Origin of the sequence: Chitinophaga sp. XS-30 (assembly GCF_008086345.1) — a bacterium.
In the GTDB taxonomy this organism is placed as follows: Bacteria; Bacteroidota; Bacteroidia; order Chitinophagales; family Chitinophagaceae; genus Chitinophaga.
Map to the genome: position 1 here is coordinate 3865165 of NZ_CP043006.1, position 15332 is coordinate 3880496.

11 protein-coding genes are annotated in these 15332 nt (G+C 48.9%); 5 read left to right on the forward strand and 6 right to left on the reverse strand.

The window, feature by feature from the left end; all coding sequences use genetic code 11:
• The first annotated feature begins 3 nt into the window (after positions 1-3).
• Both FW415_RS25165 and FW415_RS15750 read left to right on the forward strand, forming a co-directional pair.
• Positions 4-4563: a DUF6443 domain-containing protein gene (locus tag FW415_RS25165; RefSeq protein WP_210420711.1), complete on the forward strand. Its 4560-nt coding sequence runs from the start codon at positions 4-6 to the stop codon at positions 4561-4563.
• A gap of 1 nt (position 4564) precedes the next feature.
• On the forward strand, positions 4565-4813 hold the full coding sequence (locus FW415_RS15750) for a hypothetical protein (protein ID WP_148386891.1): 249 nt from the start codon (positions 4565-4567) through the stop codon (positions 4811-4813).
• 76 nt (positions 4814-4889) lie between these two features.
• On the opposite strand, the gene FW415_RS15755 is transcribed toward FW415_RS15750, so the two are convergent.
• Positions 4890-5414, reverse strand: a complete 525-nt coding sequence (locus FW415_RS15755; protein WP_148386894.1) for an N-acetyltransferase — start codon at positions 5412-5414, stop codon at positions 4890-4892.
• Positions 5415-5682: 268 nt separating this feature from the next.
• On the opposite strand from FW415_RS15755, the gene FW415_RS15760 reads away from it, so the two are divergent.
• Positions 5683-5985: a hypothetical protein gene (locus FW415_RS15760; protein ID WP_148386898.1), complete on the forward strand. Its 303-nt coding sequence runs from the start codon at positions 5683-5685 to the stop codon at positions 5983-5985.
• A gap of 3 nt (positions 5986-5988) precedes the next feature.
• On the opposite strand, the gene FW415_RS15765 is transcribed toward FW415_RS15760, so the two are convergent.
• From FW415_RS15765 to FW415_RS15780, 4 genes are all read right to left on the reverse strand, one after another.
• The gene (locus FW415_RS15765) at positions 5989-6753 is read right to left on the reverse strand and encodes a hypothetical protein (RefSeq protein WP_148386901.1); all 765 of its coding nucleotides are present in this window, start codon (positions 6751-6753) and stop codon (positions 5989-5991) included.
• Between the two features lie 25 nt (positions 6754-6778).
• Positions 6779-7582, reverse strand: coding sequence for a DUF4249 domain-containing protein (locus tag FW415_RS15770; protein WP_148386904.1), 804 nt, complete (start codon positions 7580-7582; stop codon positions 6779-6781).
• A gap of 6 nt (positions 7583-7588) precedes the next feature.
• Positions 7589-9673 carry a TonB-dependent siderophore receptor gene (locus FW415_RS15775; RefSeq protein ID WP_148386908.1) on the reverse strand — a complete coding sequence of 695 codons (2085 nt, stop codon included), beginning with the start codon at positions 9671-9673 and terminating at the stop codon, positions 7589-7591.
• A gap of 66 nt (positions 9674-9739) precedes the next feature.
• Positions 9740-11677 carry an ABC-F family ATP-binding cassette domain-containing protein gene (locus FW415_RS15780; protein ID WP_148386911.1) on the reverse strand — a complete coding sequence of 646 codons (1938 nt, stop codon included), beginning with the start codon at positions 11675-11677 and terminating at the stop codon, positions 9740-9742.
• Between the two features lie 70 nt (positions 11678-11747).
• Between FW415_RS15780 and FW415_RS15785 the strand changes: the two genes are divergently transcribed.
• On the forward strand, positions 11748-12335 hold the full coding sequence (locus FW415_RS15785) for a DUF3347 domain-containing protein (RefSeq protein WP_148386915.1): 588 nt from the start codon (positions 11748-11750) through the stop codon (positions 12333-12335).
• Between the two features lie 113 nt (positions 12336-12448).
• On the opposite strand, the gene FW415_RS15790 is transcribed toward FW415_RS15785, so the two are convergent.
• Positions 12449-13222, reverse strand: a complete 774-nt coding sequence (locus FW415_RS15790) for a uracil-DNA glycosylase family protein (protein WP_246858762.1) — start codon at positions 13220-13222, stop codon at positions 12449-12451.
• 113 nt (positions 13223-13335) lie between these two features.
• On the opposite strand from FW415_RS15790, the gene thrS reads away from it, so the two are divergent.
• The gene (gene thrS / locus FW415_RS15795; RefSeq protein ID WP_148386920.1) at positions 13336-15279 is read left to right on the forward strand and encodes a threonine--tRNA ligase; all 1944 of its coding nucleotides are present in this window, start codon (positions 13336-13338) and stop codon (positions 15277-15279) included.
• Positions 15280-15332 lie beyond the last annotated feature (53 nt).

Genomic DNA, 15332 nt, shown 5'->3' on the forward strand with positions numbered 1-15332 from the left:
TATATGTCCAGATTTCTTGCATTCTTGTTTTCTCTTGTGATCGGAAATGTTGTTCATGCGCAAATCAAGCCATACAATATAAACGTTGTTCCTCAACCAACACGAACACTGGAGCCTACTCCCGGAGCCTATACGAACATTAATCTTAACTATGTTAGAACCTGGAGTCCGCTGGTGCCTTTTACAGACACTAGCGAAGCATCCATGGAAGCTAAGACGAATGCTCAGATCAGGCAGGAGACATCCTATTATGATAGAATGGGTAGAGAGGTTCAGCTTGTCAAAAGAGGAATTACTCCAGGGGGGAATGATATTGTACATGCAAAGAAGTTTGAAACGGATGGAAAGGAGCATTATATGTATCTTCCTTATCCCTCAACCCAATATACTGGAGCTTTCAGAACTGCACCATTTACTGAGCAGTATGCCTTTTATAATACACCTTCTTTGAACGACAACCGGTTTACGGGAGAAAAAGTCTATTATGCCGAGAATGTTTATGAACAGTCTCCGTTGAACAGAGCTATAAAGGAGATGCCCGTTGGTAATAGCTGGACAGGCAGCAATAGAGGGACTTCGACAACGTATACACTGAATACAGCCGAGGAAGATATCGTAAAATGGGGTATGAATGACAATGGCGAGGTCGGTGTGCCAAATGCGGGAGGGTTTTATCCCGCAAATACTCTAACGAAAACATATGCAACGGATGCACATGGGAAGAAAAGTGTCGTGTACAGGGATTTGGAAGGGAAACTCATACTCGAAAAGGAAGAGTTGACTACCGGCGGAGTTGATTACAATGGTTGGTTGTCTACTTATTATGTGTACGATGATTTCGGACTTTTACGTTTTATATTCCCGCCCCAAGCTGTTTCCATTTTGGGAGTTGTTCCTCAATTTTGGAATAAGGCCATATTGGCCAACCCTGATGTGCTGTACAATCTATGCTTTAACTTTAAGTATGACAAACTGGGGAGGCGGATTTGGGAGAAAGCGCCAGGAACGCAGGCGGTAGAAATGGTATATGATAACCGTGACCGGATTGTATTTAAGCGTAACGGGAGAGATAAGGTTGCTGGTCGCTGGAGAGTGACCAATTACGACCAGTTGAACCGGGTTGTAATGGAAGGTTTGTATAACTCAATAAAGACGAGAGAGCAGTTGCAGAACGAAATAGATTTGCTGCCCGCTGCGGGTCAGATGACTTTTAATTATGGGCCTCCATTACCGGTCGACCTTGTTTTACCTCTCCGGAATGCAAGTATTCCATTGTATAAAGCCACGGGAAGTATCGTTTTCGAAGATGGGTTTACCTCTGTGGATGGGGACGAGTTTGAAGCAATTGTGGATCCCGGCGCGGTAGGTACTGTTCAGACAACAATTTATAACCCTGTACCTACTTTACCATCAGCAGATGTTACTCCATTGACGTATTACTACTACGATCACTATTCATGGGGAGGAAATAAGCCTTATCAGGCTGGTGATATTTCAAAACCCCAACAAGGGGATAATATTCATAAAGATGATATTGTCAAGACGAGCGCGGTTTCCGGGTATTTGACCGGAACAGGTGTAAGGGTGTTGGGAACCAACCAATGGTTATATACAACTAACTACTATGATGAAAAAGGGAGGATCATTCAGGCAGTTAGTGATAACGCAGCAGGGGGAGTTGAAACAGTGACAAATCTCTATGATTTTAATAATAAGTTGATAAGTTCTTACCAGCGTCATACGAAACCAGGTAACGCTGCAACCCCGGAGACAAGGGTTTTAAATATCTATAACTATGATCATGCGGGCCGGTTGATGACTTCTATTATGAAGTTGAATGACGATAATGCTCTTGAGCGCATTCTTGCTAGCAACACATATTATGAGACCGGTGAGTTGAAGACTAAAAATTTGGGAGGCTTAAGGGATATGACTTATGATTATAGTATTGGTGGTCAGTTAAAGAGCATTAACAAGGATTACATATACGGAGCAGGCACGGGATCATTTGGGGAAGAGTTATTTTATGATTATGGCTACACGGAGAACCAGTTTACCGGTGAAATTGCCGGAGTTATTTGGAGAGGAGATGGCCCAGCCAGATCTTACGGATATGAATATGACCCAACGGGCCGCTTGACCAAAGCGGATTTTACACAAAAGGATGGGGGTAGTAACTGGCTTCAAACAACAATGAACTATTCAGTTTTGGGCCCAGTCAGTAACAATGGAAGAATTAAGTATAATCTGAATGGCAACTTGTTGGAGATCGTTCGTAAAGGGATGAAGGGGGGAGTTTCAACCGATATTGATGTATTGTCATACCGGTATTATACCAATTCTAATCAATTGCTGTATGTTACCGATGCCAGCAATGATCCGAATTCAACCTTGGGAGATTTCAAAGAGACTACGACTGGTCAGCCTGTAGACTATATTTACGATGAAAACGGGAACCTTAAGATTGATGAGAATAAGGGGATCACATCAATAGTATATAATGAACTGGACTTACCCATATCAATTTCTGTTGCAGGAAAGGGGATGATCTACTATAAATATGATGCAGCCGGCACTAAAATAGAGAAACGGGTTATTGATAGTACTGGCACGGCTCCGGTGGAGCGAAAGTTTGACTACATAGGAGGATTGGTTTACGAAGATAATGTGCTGAAGTATATATCACATAGCGAAGGACGGATAAGGGTTATTCAGAAGCCTGCGTTGCCGATTGCCTACTATTATGACTACTTCATCAAAGACCACCTGGGCAATGTCAGGATCGTTTATTCGGAGCAGACCGACATCAGTACCTACAACGCATCCATGGAGCCTCCTTCAGCTGAACTCGAGAATAGATTGTTCCGCAATATTGAGGCTTCGAGGGTTGTCCGGCCTTCTGGCTACCCTGCTCTAGATTCCAGTAATCAACATGTAGCCAGATTGAATGCCAAATATCCGGATAAACGGATTGGCCCTTCCCTGGTGCTGAAAGTAATGTGTGGAGACACTGTTAGTGTAAAGGTGAACGCTTTTTTCAAATCGGAAGAGCCGGTTCGGAAGCGAACTCCGGATCCGGCAGTGGATATGTTAAGCCCATTGTTGCAGGCTTTTGGAAGGATCGAATCCGGTGGTGCAAAGATAGGCGGTGCAAGGGTCAGCACACCATTTAATCAAAGTTTCACCTCTGGTTCCTATCAGCGTTTGAAGGAGGATCGATCTGATAACGGTCTTTCTGACAAGCCCAAGGCTTATCTGAATTATATTCTGTTTGATGAGCAGATGAATCTGGTGGAAGAAAACAGTGGTGTGAAGCAAATACAATCTGCTCCTGACGAATTGCAATACCTTGTTAAGAATAAAATGCCAGTTACGCGCAACGGCTATTTGTATGTTTATACAAGCAATGAAAGTCAGCAAGATGTTTATTTTGACGACTTGACTGTTGTCATGAGCACAGGGGGGGTAAATGAAGAGACGCATTATTATCCGTTCGGGCTAACAATGAAGGAAATCAGTTCGAAGGCCATTACAGCTCCTACATATCCCGAGAATAATATAAAGTACAATGGGAAGGAATTACAGGCTAGAGAGTTTATGGACGGTTCGGGCTTGGAGTGGTATGATTATGGAGCAAGAATGTATGACCCGCAAGTCGCCCGCTGGCATGTTGTAGACGCAAAGAACGGAAATTATCCAAATTTATCTCCCTATTTATACTGTGGTAATAATCCAGTTGCAAATGTAGATGTGGACGGAAACACACACTATCCGGCGTTAAATGTATTGAAAGTAACCATGCAAGGTTGGGGGCAACGAGCGGAATTCAGGCAATGGCAGCTAAGTACACCCGCGGGATTATCTTATATGTTGAGTCGGCAACGGGAAGATGCGATGAGGAAAGATGTGATGACGGGAATTGCACCTTATATTTCAGATAAAACAAGTGGGAACTCCGTTGCCAAGGCAATGGCAGAAAAAGGAGTGGGGACGAAGCTCTTTCTCGGGATGTCTGAAATGATGATCGGGATGACACCGGTATTGGGCTCAACAGTAAGAGCCTTGGCGGCAACGAAGTATGGAGACAAGAAAGGAGCGGTGTTAAATGCTACATTTGCATTTATTGAAGGGGCTGCGATATTTGGAGGGCTTTCTACGGTGTCCAATATGGGGGGGGGAGCAGGTGCTTACGATGGTGTGCGGGCTGCCTCTAATTACCTTCAAGCACAAGGAGTGCCAAGAGCTTATCGGAAACAAATTCTGGAAAGTTTTGAAGTAGGTACAATCTCTTTACGTACTGCTGATAATGCAACGTTTGGATTGAGGTTTTATGGTGGCGCTGCAAATCAAAGTGGAAGGTATCTATTTCCTACTTTTACAAACTATACCAATAGAGCAGGCTTAGCACTTCCGCCAAGTTGGAATAGTATGTCTGGAATATCTCAATTTCAGATTGCACCAGGGAGTACTTACATCTTTGGTCGAGCGGCTTCTCAAGGAGGAATATATGGTGGAGGGAGCTACCAGATGTACATTAATAATTTGAATAACCTAATTAAGTAAAATGAATAGAGAAATATTTGATGAAAGAAAAGCTGATTTAATAAATCTAATAAAAGTTAGTTTAGCGACAACATACACTTCTGAACAAGATAGAACATCTTTAATGAGACTTTTAGAGTTGCTCAATCAGTATTCATTTGAAAATAGATTGTATCAAAAAGGATTACTGTCTCATACGATTATTGACAGTTTGGAGTTAGATTATTCAATAGGAGAAAAATTTATAAAATTTGACAATGATATAAAATAAAATTGCCACCATATAATTGTTAGTTATTGTTAGAGCGTTATCCTCTTTGGTGAAGCTCGTAATGGCTGCCGGAGATTCACTTTTCAATCCGCTTCCAGTAAATGATCGTCCCGGTAAGCCCGCCCCGTGGCTTCAGCGCGAAATCCGGGATAACCCCGGCCTTCTGAAATCCCAATTCTTCATACAGCCCGGCAGCCCCATCTTCCTCCGCGGTATCAAGCGTCAGGAGTGTACGGCAGCAGTCAATCGCTAGGCGCTCGGCTGCCTGCATCAAGGCTCGGCCAACGCCTTGTCTTCTATGACTGGTACGCGTCATCAGCTTGGCGATCTCGGCGCGGTGCGGCTGATTGGGAGGGCTGTCCAGCAGCAGGGTAACTGTTCCGATCAGCAGGTTCTCATCAAACACACCCAATATGACACGTTTGCCGCAATCGGCCGCCGCTAATGAGGACTCCCAGAAAGCGGTCGCCATTTCAACGCTGAGCGGATGCATGAAACTCACGGAGCCGCCATTTGCCACTGTTTCGATCAGGAGATCTGCCAGGGACGTAACGATCCGGGGTTCAGTCGTCAATCTGGCCATACTGAATTTTGAATTCATAAACTTTTAAATTAGCTTACAAATATGGTGTTCATACTGTGAAAATAAAGCTTATTTCGTTGCTGATCGCGTTGGGGATATTGGTGTTGTTTCTGAGCTTGGTGTTGTTCCATCCTGTTATTTTCAACCTGATCCCGTATTCCCTACATCGGGTACTTACTCCTGACGGGGCGGGAGAAAGGGTGTTTATAGTGCTGTTTGATCTGGTTGCAGGGGTATTATTTTGTTATGTATTGTATAAAATAGTACTGAAATTATTAAGTAAGGTATGAATTATATGCGCCCGGCGTTGCTAGGGCTGTTTAACGTCATTCTTTTTATTGCAATACAGTATTTTTCCCTTTTGTCTGCTTTTTTATTTGGCATGGGGGCTGCCGATTATTATCGTTATGAGCGCTTGGTTTATATTCCCGGAATACTACTGCACCTGATTGTTCTCATAGTCCTTTTCATAAAGCATAATCGGAAAACGGAATGGAGTTTAGGATATCTGATCAGTATGTTGATTGTCCTGATACTTGTTATCATGACGAGAACCGGCATTATTCCCTACCATCTGATCCCTTCCTGATATTTATTTCAACAGGATTTTATCTTTATTACCAGAAATATATGCCATCGCCTTCCTGAAATCCGACCTGATATTCGGCACCAGATAATCCGCCCACTCCGGTTTCTCTCCTTCATTCCGGAAGTAGGCGAACAGCGCCAGCGCATATCCCCATTCCTGCTGGCTGAGATAGCCCTGCTTGCTGTATCCCCAGCTATCGTGGCCGGCATAAAAGTTAAAAGAAGAATTGGCATTGAATATTCCCAATCCAAAGATTACCGGAACAAGATCTGTAAGATGTTCATCGTTTTCTTTTATCCTGTCTTCCCCTAACAGTTTGATATGCGCAATTTCATGCGCCAGCGTGGCGACAAGGTTTTCTGCCGATTTTAACTGCGCGGCTTCTATCGATATCAGGTATTTTCCATTTTTTTTACCTGCCTGGAAAGTTCCTGCTGAATATTGTTCTCCGGGTGTTTGCTGCGAAAACATCCTGCCGTTGCCTGTGGGAAACTCTACCAGCGTTTGATCATAGAAACCAAGACTGATGCCGCCCGGTTCCGTTTCCATTTGCGCGGCAATCACCGGCAGCAGGGCATAGGCGTCTTTTTCAGATTGATCGAACTGCATAGGGAAATCCTCCGGCACCGGGCGCAAAACTTTCCTGCTCCTGATCTTTTCTGCACCGAACTCCGCTAGCAGCCAGACAAAAGCTTCTTCCACCCACAGCCTGTTCTCTTCGGGGATAGGACATTTGACGGCTCCTGATTTACGGAAGAATCGAAACATTGAGTTATGATTTGGTTTGTATAAATCACTCCACCCTCATCCCCAGATACTGCACCGCATGCGCGCTGAAATACCCCAGCGCCCCTCCCGCAATGTTGCTCACCGGGTTCGATGGGGTGGCCAGCACATCGGAGCCGCTGGCGCCCGCATTCAGACTGTACCAGAACTTGTACACATTAGCATCGACGCATTGCATCTCCACCCGCAGGCTGTCTCCCGGCCTGATGTCGCCTTCTTCCTGTAATTCGGTGGGGGAGTACAACGCGAAGTTCACATCGCGGCCATTGGACAGATTGTCGCTGTTCACATAGATATCCGGCCTTTGCGCACCATTGATATACTGCACGAAATTATAGTAGTTGCCGACGGATGAAGGGTCTTTATAACCTGCATTGGCCACAATCCGGTTTCGGCCGGCCAAGTTAATGCGACTGACGAACAGGGTATCGAAATTCACGGGCGAAGGCATGGTACTTGTAGCGGTGAATACGGCTCCTGCTACCGTCACTTTCAGCTGGTAGGTATGGCCGGGGACGCCGTTCACCAGCAGGCTTTCGTACACGCCAGGCCTTGTTTCCGGAATGGTGATGGACCCACTGCCGTTATCGGATATTTGCACCAGCGCACCGCTTACACCACGAAAACTGTTGTCGTCCGTAAAATTGCTAGTCATGGACAGCAGTATCCTGCAGGTATCTTCATTCGTCACAATGCCTTCGATCACATATTTCTTCTCCGCCGGATGCAATCCTGCATTGATCACTTTCTCACAGCTGGCAGCCAGTCCTGCCGCGGCGATGATGCATATGAGTTGAAAGGTCTTTTTCATAAGCCGTTAAAAATTGAAATTGTAGGTGACCGATGGCACGAAACGGAACAAGGTAAGCTGCACCGCTTCCGTGTAATCCGGATTTTCGCGGGATTCGCGGAAATAAATGGAATAGGCGTTCTCGCGGCCGTAGGCGTTATATACCCCGAAGTGGAGGGCGGAGCGGTTCAACTGCACGGTAGCGGCCACGTCCAGGCGGTGGTAGGCAGGCATGCGGTAGCCATTGCGTTCCGTATAGTAATACACCAGCCGGTCATCCATCACAATATACTTGCCTGCCGGGAAGGTTACGGCATTGCCGGTATGATACACCCAGTTGGCGGAAAGTACCCAGTTCTTCGAGAGCTGCAGCGAGGTTACCACGGAGAACTCATGTGTTCTGTCCTGTTTTGCATTATACCATTCATTATTGTTGATGCCTTCGATCTTCCGTTCGGAGCGCGACAAGGTATAGCCGATCCAGCCGGTCAGCCTGCCGGTCTTCTTTTTCAGCAGCCATTCCATGCCATAAGCCCTGCCTTTGCCGAACAGGAGCATGGTCTCTGTCGGCTCGGTGGAGAACACCTCCGCGCCGTTCCGGTAATCGATCTGGTTCCGCAGGGCCTTGTAATAGGTTTCCACACTCAGTTCAAAAACATCGTTCGCAATGCTTTCCGAATAACCGGCGCTCACCTGGTCGGCTATTTCCGGTTTGATGAGGTTGGAGCTGGCCACCCATTTGTCGGTAGGATTGGCGGACGTGGCATTGGATACCAGGTGCAGATGCTGCACGTTCCGGGTGAAAGCGAAGCTGAGCGATCCGGTTTTATGCAGCGTATATTGCGCGGCGATGCGGGGCTCCAGATTAAAATAGGTCTTTACGATCTGTCCGGCACTACTGCGCAGTGTATCCGTGATCTTGCCATCGCTGTCGATATCATAAAAATCGCCGTTCCCTAATACAAGAAATGCCGTGGCGCGGAGGCCGTAAGAGAGTTTCAGATTTTCGGTGGCTTTCCAGGTATTGTTGATGTACAATGTATTGTCCAGCGAGTATCTTTTGGATAGCTGCTGCTGGTTGATCCCGGAACCTTCACCGCCTTCCAGCAGAAGGGGGAACATAATATGATATGTGCTTTGCCATCCGATGCGGGTTTCCCTCCGCGCATCAGGTGTGTATAGTAACTCGGCTTTCGCGCTGTAGTCCCTTATCCGGGAGTGGAGCGAGGCCGTTTGGTCGGACAGAAGGGCGGAAGTGGTGTTTTCATAGCTGCTGTAATGCAGGGATGCGTATGATATCAGCTTGTTGCTGAAGATATGCCGCCAGCGAAGGGATGCCACGCTGTTGCCCCATTCCAGCCCGAAAGTATTGCTGATGCGCATTATATCATGCCCGGTGTAGGCGGAAAGATCAAGCTCGTCCCGCTCGTTCACCCTGAAATTGACTTTGAGATTCAGATCGTAAAAATTCAGGTTGCTGTTCCGGATCGCGGAATCGTTTGATAGTTGTGTAAACAGGTCTGCATACGTTCTGCGGCCGGAAAGCAGGAAGGACGATTTATTTTTGACGATCGGTCCTTCCACGTTCAAACGGGCTGCGATCAGTCCCGCGCCGCCGCTGACATGGTATTCCTGGTCATCACCGTTATTGGTGCTGGCGTCTACAACGGCGGACAAGCGGCCGCCGTACTGTGCGGGCATAGCATTTTTATAAAAAGCCAGGTCTTTGATGGCATCGCCGTTGAATGTGGAGAAGAACCCCATGAGGTGAGAGGCGTTGTACACCGGTGTGCCGTCCAGCAAAATGAGGTTCTGGTCTGCGCTGCCACCCCTCACGTAAAAGCCGCTGTTGCCGTCCCCGGCGGATTTGATGCCGGGGAGCAGCTGTATCGTTTTCAGAATGTCCCGCTCGCCCATGAATACGGGAATATGCTCCATTTCCTTGAGGGAAAAATGTTCCATCCCCAGGGTCCGGGGTACTTTATGGGTAATGGTAATTCCTTTCAGGGTATCATTGGCGATGATGACGCTGGCAGTATCATTCGGCTGCTTTTCCTGCCCGTACAGGGCTGTAAAAAAAAGACAGGCCAATGTAACCAAAAGTGTTTTCATACAGGAGGGTTGCTGTAAAATGCCTTCAAAGCCGGGTTTTGCGGCGTGCGCTGTTGTTTCCGGGGGTTATCCCTGTACTTTTGCTTCCAGCTCCATCACTTTCTCGAACACTGCTTCATATTCCTCGTTCGCTTTTGCCAATGTGGCACCGGCCTGCTGATAGGCTTCCTCGGCGGTACGGAACCGGTCCCGGTCGCCATAGATCTCCGGATTGCCCAGTTGTGCCTCCAGTTGCTGCACATCTGTTTTCAGCTTCGCGATCTTCTCTTCCAGTTGCTGGAATTGCCTTTGCTGCTTTTGCAGTTCCTTTTTCAGGTCTTTATCTATCGGGTTGTTGTTTTTAACGGGCGCCGGCCGGGCTGCTGCTGCGCTTTTTTTTTCCGCTTTCGGGGGTTGCGACTGGGCGGCCATGCGTTTTTTCCATTCTTCCCATTCTGTGTAGGTGCCTTTGAACTCCTTGATCTCGCCGTCTACGATCTCCCATATCTTGTTAGCGGTGCGGCTCACGAAGTAACGGTCGTGGGACACCAGCACCAGGCTGCCTTCGTATTTACCCAGCGCATCGATGAGCATTTCCACGGAGTTCATATCCAGGTGGTTCGTCGGTTCGTCCAGCAGCAGGAAGTTAGCCTGGCTGATGATCACTTTCGCCAGGGCTACACGGGCTTTCTCCCCACCGGAGAGTATCCTGATCTTTTTGAACACGTCATCGCCCTGAAAGAGGAAACACCCGAGCAGGGAACGCAGTTCCATCTCGGTTTTACCGCTGCCGCAGCTTTTCAGCTCTTCCAGTATCTCATTATCCATATGCAGCGCTTCCAGCTGGTGCTGGGCGTAAAAGCTCATGACCACATTATGGCCGGGGACCCGGTTGCCTTCAACTGGCTCGGTGCCGGCAATGACACGCAGGAGCGTGGATTTCCCCTTGCCGTTCGCGCCGATCAGCGCTATTTTGTCACCACGGTTGATCTCCGCGCTGGCGTTTTTAAGAATATGAAGATTGCCGAAAGATTTGCTGACGCCTTCCAGGGCGCTGAGTATCTTGCCGGGCATCCGGTCTACCGAGAAGTTCATGCGGATCTTAGAAGGGCCGCCATCTACCTGCTCCACGCGCTCCAGCTTGTCCAGCCGCTTGGCGATACTCTGCGCCTGCGCGGCCTTGGAGGCTTTCGCCTTGAAACGTTCAATGAACTTTTCCTGCTGGCGGATATAATCCTGCTGGTTCTCGTAAGCGCGTTGCTGCAACTCGCGGCGTTGCACTTTTTCTTCTTCGAAATCAGAGTAGTTGCCGGCATAGTGGTGCAGCTGCTGCTGATAGAGCTCCACTACCTTGTTGACCATCCTGTCCAGGAAAAAACGGTCATGCGATACGATGATCACGGCGCCGTTGTAGTTGGACAGGTATTTTTCCAGCCATTCGATGGATGGGAGGTCGAGGTGGTTCGTCGGTTCGTCAAGCATCAGCACATCCGGTTGCTGCAGGATGATCCTGGCCAGCAATACGCGCATGCGCCATCCCCCGGAGAACTGGTTGTACGGCCGGTCCAGGTCTGCTGTGCTGAAGCCGAGGCCTTCCAGGACGGTTGCGGTCTTGTGACGGATGTTATAGCCGTCCAGCGTATCGAATTCGTGCAATTTATCGCTGTACTCATGCAGCAGGGCTTCGTCCTGGGAATGTTCGAGTTTTTCGGTGAGGATCTCCAGTTCTTTTTCCACTTTGAGCGCCTGTTCAAATGCCGTCATCCCCACGTTCAGAATGGAATCATCTGTCTCGAAACTCAGGAGGTCCTGGTTGAAGAAGCCGATACTGAGGTTCCGGATCTTGTTCAGGCTGCCTTTGGAAATAGAATATTCGCCATTGATGATACGGAGCAGGGTGGACTTCCCGGTGCCGTTCAGGCCAACCAGGCCTACGCGGTCGCCGGGTACGATGTGCCAGGACGAATCTTCCACGATCGTCCTTGCGCCAAATTCAAATGTGATGTCCTGCAGTGCGATGAGCATACTAAAATTGCTGTTAAACGCGCAAAGATAGTATATTTTTTGGTGGTATATTTGCCCAAAAACCAATCGTATGCGTTTGAAACAATGTTTATGGATACTGGCAGCCGGCGCCGTTTTCAGCGCTTGTCAGCAGCAGGGTAACAAGACCGCGACAGCAGAAGGGGAACAGGGAGCGTCTGTTTTACAGGCAGATCTTTCCGGTGAATTCTATGATTCCCTCCGGCAGGCGATGAACGCATATTATCAATTATCCGGCGCTTTGGTGAAAGCGGACACACTGGCGGCGGATATGGCCGCTGCGGCGCTGAAATATCATCTGGACAGCCTGCCGGTAGCCGGGCTGGAGGTGGATTCCACCCGCCAGGGCATTATTCGGGGAAGCGCGGGTGATATTGCCGCCGAACTGGATGGTATGCTGATGGAAAAAGGTGGTCTCGAAGCCAGGCGCGCCTCTTTCCAGATGGTGTCTGATCAGTTGTATGACCTCCTGCACAATACCGGTCTGAAAGGCAGCACCGTGTACCGCCAGCACTGCCCGATGGCTTTCGGGGACCGGGGCGCATACTGGCTGAGCGATAAAACCGAAGTGCTGAATCCTTATTTCGGGGACGAAATGCTGCATTGCGGGAGCGTAACAGATACTTTGCATTATCAATAACCCCTCCGGGGAAGCGGGTACTGATCCGGTCGCGGTTATCATTGCGGGAGCGTAACAGATGCCTTGCATTATCAATACCCCCCCTGGGAAAGCAAGGTACTGACTGTTCGCGGTTACCGTTCAACCGGGTGGTCGCTGAATGCTGTCAGGTATTTATCGATATATTCCTGCTTTCTTTTATTGCGGTACTGCATGATAAAACGCGGGTGTTCCAGCGGCACGACCCTGTCAAAGAATTTTTCCTTTTCATTCAGCCGGATAAGAAAATCCGCGTTTTTACCGGTGCCGAGGCAATACCCCACACTCCGGTCGATCCCGAACTGCAATTGCTTGCGCAGGCTGGATACCATGAAATCATAGACGGCTTCGGTCAGCGCTTTGCTGTCGTAATAGTTGTAGTTGACCTCTTTGCCGCCGGGTTTGAGCGCGGTAAAACCGAGGGGAGACATGGCTGCGATGTAAAAATCCCCGTAAAATCGTTCCGGCCCGCCATACGCAGCAATAACATCGTAAACATATACAGAAGAAGGCTCATAGGTCCGGATACCGGGGATCACAATGCCGCAGGGGTCTGCCAGCCGCTGGGAGTCCGTGAACGGGATGCCGGTGACGCCGCCGCCGAACCTGCCGGGGTTGATGCCCACGATCATCTGCCGGCGGCGCTGATCGCTGTAGAATTTGCGGTAGAACTGTTGCATGATGGCCGATACGCCGTCCTGTTCCCGGAAAGGGTTCATGATGCGGATCCCGGGAGGGAGTTGGCCGGTAAATTCTAGGTGGTCATTGAAATGAATGATCTTGTCTGCCGTTGTTTGCATGGCGCAAAAATAATGGATGCAGGCGAAACCGGCAGCTTTTTGCCCCACTGCGGCGGGATTACAATCCATTAATTATTAATTTGTAAAGTTCCTGAGGATTATTTTTTAATGCAGGCAGGGAATGCTGGCATTTACTGATTGATTTCGTAATTTCGCATGCTATTTATTTGAGAAAAGGATTTATGATCAATATTACATTCCCGGATGGCGCAGTCAGGCAGTATGAACAAGGCGTATCAGCACTCGACATTGCAAAATCCATCAGCGAAGGATTAGCCCGCAAGGTTTTGGCGGCAAAAGTAAACGGACAGGTGGTAGATGCTTCCCGCCCCATTACAACGGACGGAACGTTGCAGCTATTGACGTGGACGGATGCTGACGGCAAGGCTACCATGTGGCACTCTTCGGCGCACCTGATGGCAGAAGCGCTCGAAGCACTGTACCCGGGAGTGAAATTCGGCTACGGCCCCTCGCTGGAGAACGGCGGGTTTTTCTATGATGTGGACCTGGACGGCCGCCAGATCTCCGACGAGGAGCTGCGGAAGCTGGAAGTGAAGATGGCCGAACTTGCCAAACAGAACAATGCATACCTTCGCCGGGAGATATCCAAGGCGGATGCCATTCAATATTTCACGGACAAGAAGGACCCGTATAAGCTGGACCTCCTGCAAAAACTGGAGGACGGCAGCATTACCTTCTACACCCAGGGCAATTTCACCGATCTCTGCCGCGGCCCGCATATTCCCAGCACAGGGTTCATTAAGGCAATCAGGCTGACCAATATTGCCGGGGCTTACTGGCTGGGGAACGAGAACAACAAGATGCTGACCCGCATCTACGGTATCACTTTCCCCTCGCAGAAGGAACTGGACGAATACCTGACCCTGATCGAGGAAGCGAAAAAACGTGATCACCGTAAACTGGGCAAGGAACTGGAACTTTTCGCCTTTTCCGAGAAAGTGGGGCTGGGCCTTCCGCTCTGGCTGCCCAAAGGCGCCATGCTGCGGGAACGCCTCCAGGCTTTTCTGCAGAAAGCACAGCTCGAAAGTGGCTATCTGCCCGTGATCACCCCGCACATCGGGAACAAGAACCTGTATATCACCTCAGGCCACTACGAGAAATACGGGAAAGACAGCTTTCAGCCGATCCATACGCCGGAGGAAGGAGAGGAGTTCATGCTCAAGCCCATGAACTGCCCCCATCACTGCGAGATCTATAAAACATCGCCCAAATCGTATAAAGACCTGCCGGTGCGTTTCGCGGAATTCGGCACCGTGTACCGCTATGAGCAACACGGAGAGCTGCACGGCCTGACCCGTGTGCGCGGCTTTACGCAGGACGATGCACACCTTTTCTGCCGGCCTGACCAGGTGAAGGAAGAATTCTGTAAAGTGATAGACCTGGTGCTGTATGTATTCAACAGTCTCAGCTTTACGGATTTTACGGCACAGATTTCGCTGCGGGATCAGGAAGACCGCACGAAATATATCGGATCGGACGAGAACTGGAACCTGGCGGAACAGGCCATTATTGAATCAGCAGCGGAAAAAGGCCTGCGTACGGTCATCGAATATGGCGAAGCCGCCTTCTATGGCCCGAAACTTGACTTCATGGTGAAAGACGCGCTGGGCCGGAAGTGGCAACTGGGCACCATCCAGGTGGACTATAACCTGCCGGAGCGTTTCGAGCTGGAATATATCGGGGCCGATAACAAACCGCACCGCCCGGTAATGATCCACCGTGCGCCATTCGGCTCTTTGGAAAGATTCATTGCCGTATTGATAGAGCATTGTGCAGGGAAATTCCCGTTGTGGCTGACCCCCACACAGGTAAAAATCCTGCCAATCAGTGACAAGTTCCTGCCATATTCAGAAAAAGTGGCAGAATTGCTAAAAAAAGCGGAAATTCGCGCTGAAATTGATGACAGAAGCGAAAAGATCGGAAAAAAGATCCGCGAGGCGGAAATGGCAAAAGTGCCTTATATGCTCGTAGTCGGAGAAAAAGAGGAAGCAGACGGTAAAGTAGCCGTACGCAGGCAAGCGAAGGGAGACCTTGGCGCCATGAGTACGGACGAATTCATGAAACTGGTACAGGACGAAGTGGTCAACCGAAAACCTTTTGAGTGATCCGTTTGTTTCTATAAAGAATTTTAACCAGCAAGATGAAATTGCCGGAATAA

Bases quoted from the DNA above. Each gene is read 5' to 3' on its own strand.
- FW415_RS15785 (WP_148386915.1), top strand. From the start codon at position 11,748: ATGCGTTTGAAACAATGTTTATGGATACTGGCAGCCGGCGCCGTTTTC.
- thrS (WP_148386920.1), top strand. From the start codon at position 13,336: ATGATCAATATTACATTCCCGGATGGCGCAGTCAGGCAGTATGAACAA.
- FW415_RS15755 (WP_148386894.1), bottom strand. From the start codon at position 5,414: ATGAATTCAAAATTCAGTATGGCCAGATTGACGACTGAACCCCGGATC.
- FW415_RS25165 (WP_210420711.1), top strand. From the start codon at position 4: ATGTCCAGATTTCTTGCATTCTTGTTTTCTCTTGTGATCGGAAATGTT.
- FW415_RS15770 (WP_148386904.1), bottom strand. From the start codon at position 7,582: ATGAAAAAGACCTTTCAACTCATATGCATCATCGCCGCGGCAGGACTG.
- FW415_RS15760 (WP_148386898.1), top strand. From the start codon at position 5,683: ATGAATTATATGCGCCCGGCGTTGCTAGGGCTGTTTAACGTCATTCTT.
- FW415_RS15750 (WP_148386891.1), top strand. From the start codon at position 4,565: ATGAATAGAGAAATATTTGATGAAAGAAAAGCTGATTTAATAAATCTA.
- FW415_RS15765 (WP_148386901.1), bottom strand. From the start codon at position 6,753: ATGTTTCGATTCTTCCGTAAATCAGGAGCCGTCAAATGTCCTATCCCC.
- FW415_RS15775 (WP_148386908.1), bottom strand. From the start codon at position 9,673: ATGAAAACACTTTTGGTTACATTGGCCTGTCTTTTTTTTACAGCCCTG.
- FW415_RS15790 (WP_246858762.1), bottom strand. From the start codon at position 13,222: ATGGATTGTAATCCCGCCGCAGTGGGGCAAAAAGCTGCCGGTTTCGCC.
- FW415_RS15780 (WP_148386911.1), bottom strand. From the start codon at position 11,677: ATGCTCATCGCACTGCAGGACATCACATTTGAATTTGGCGCAAGGACG.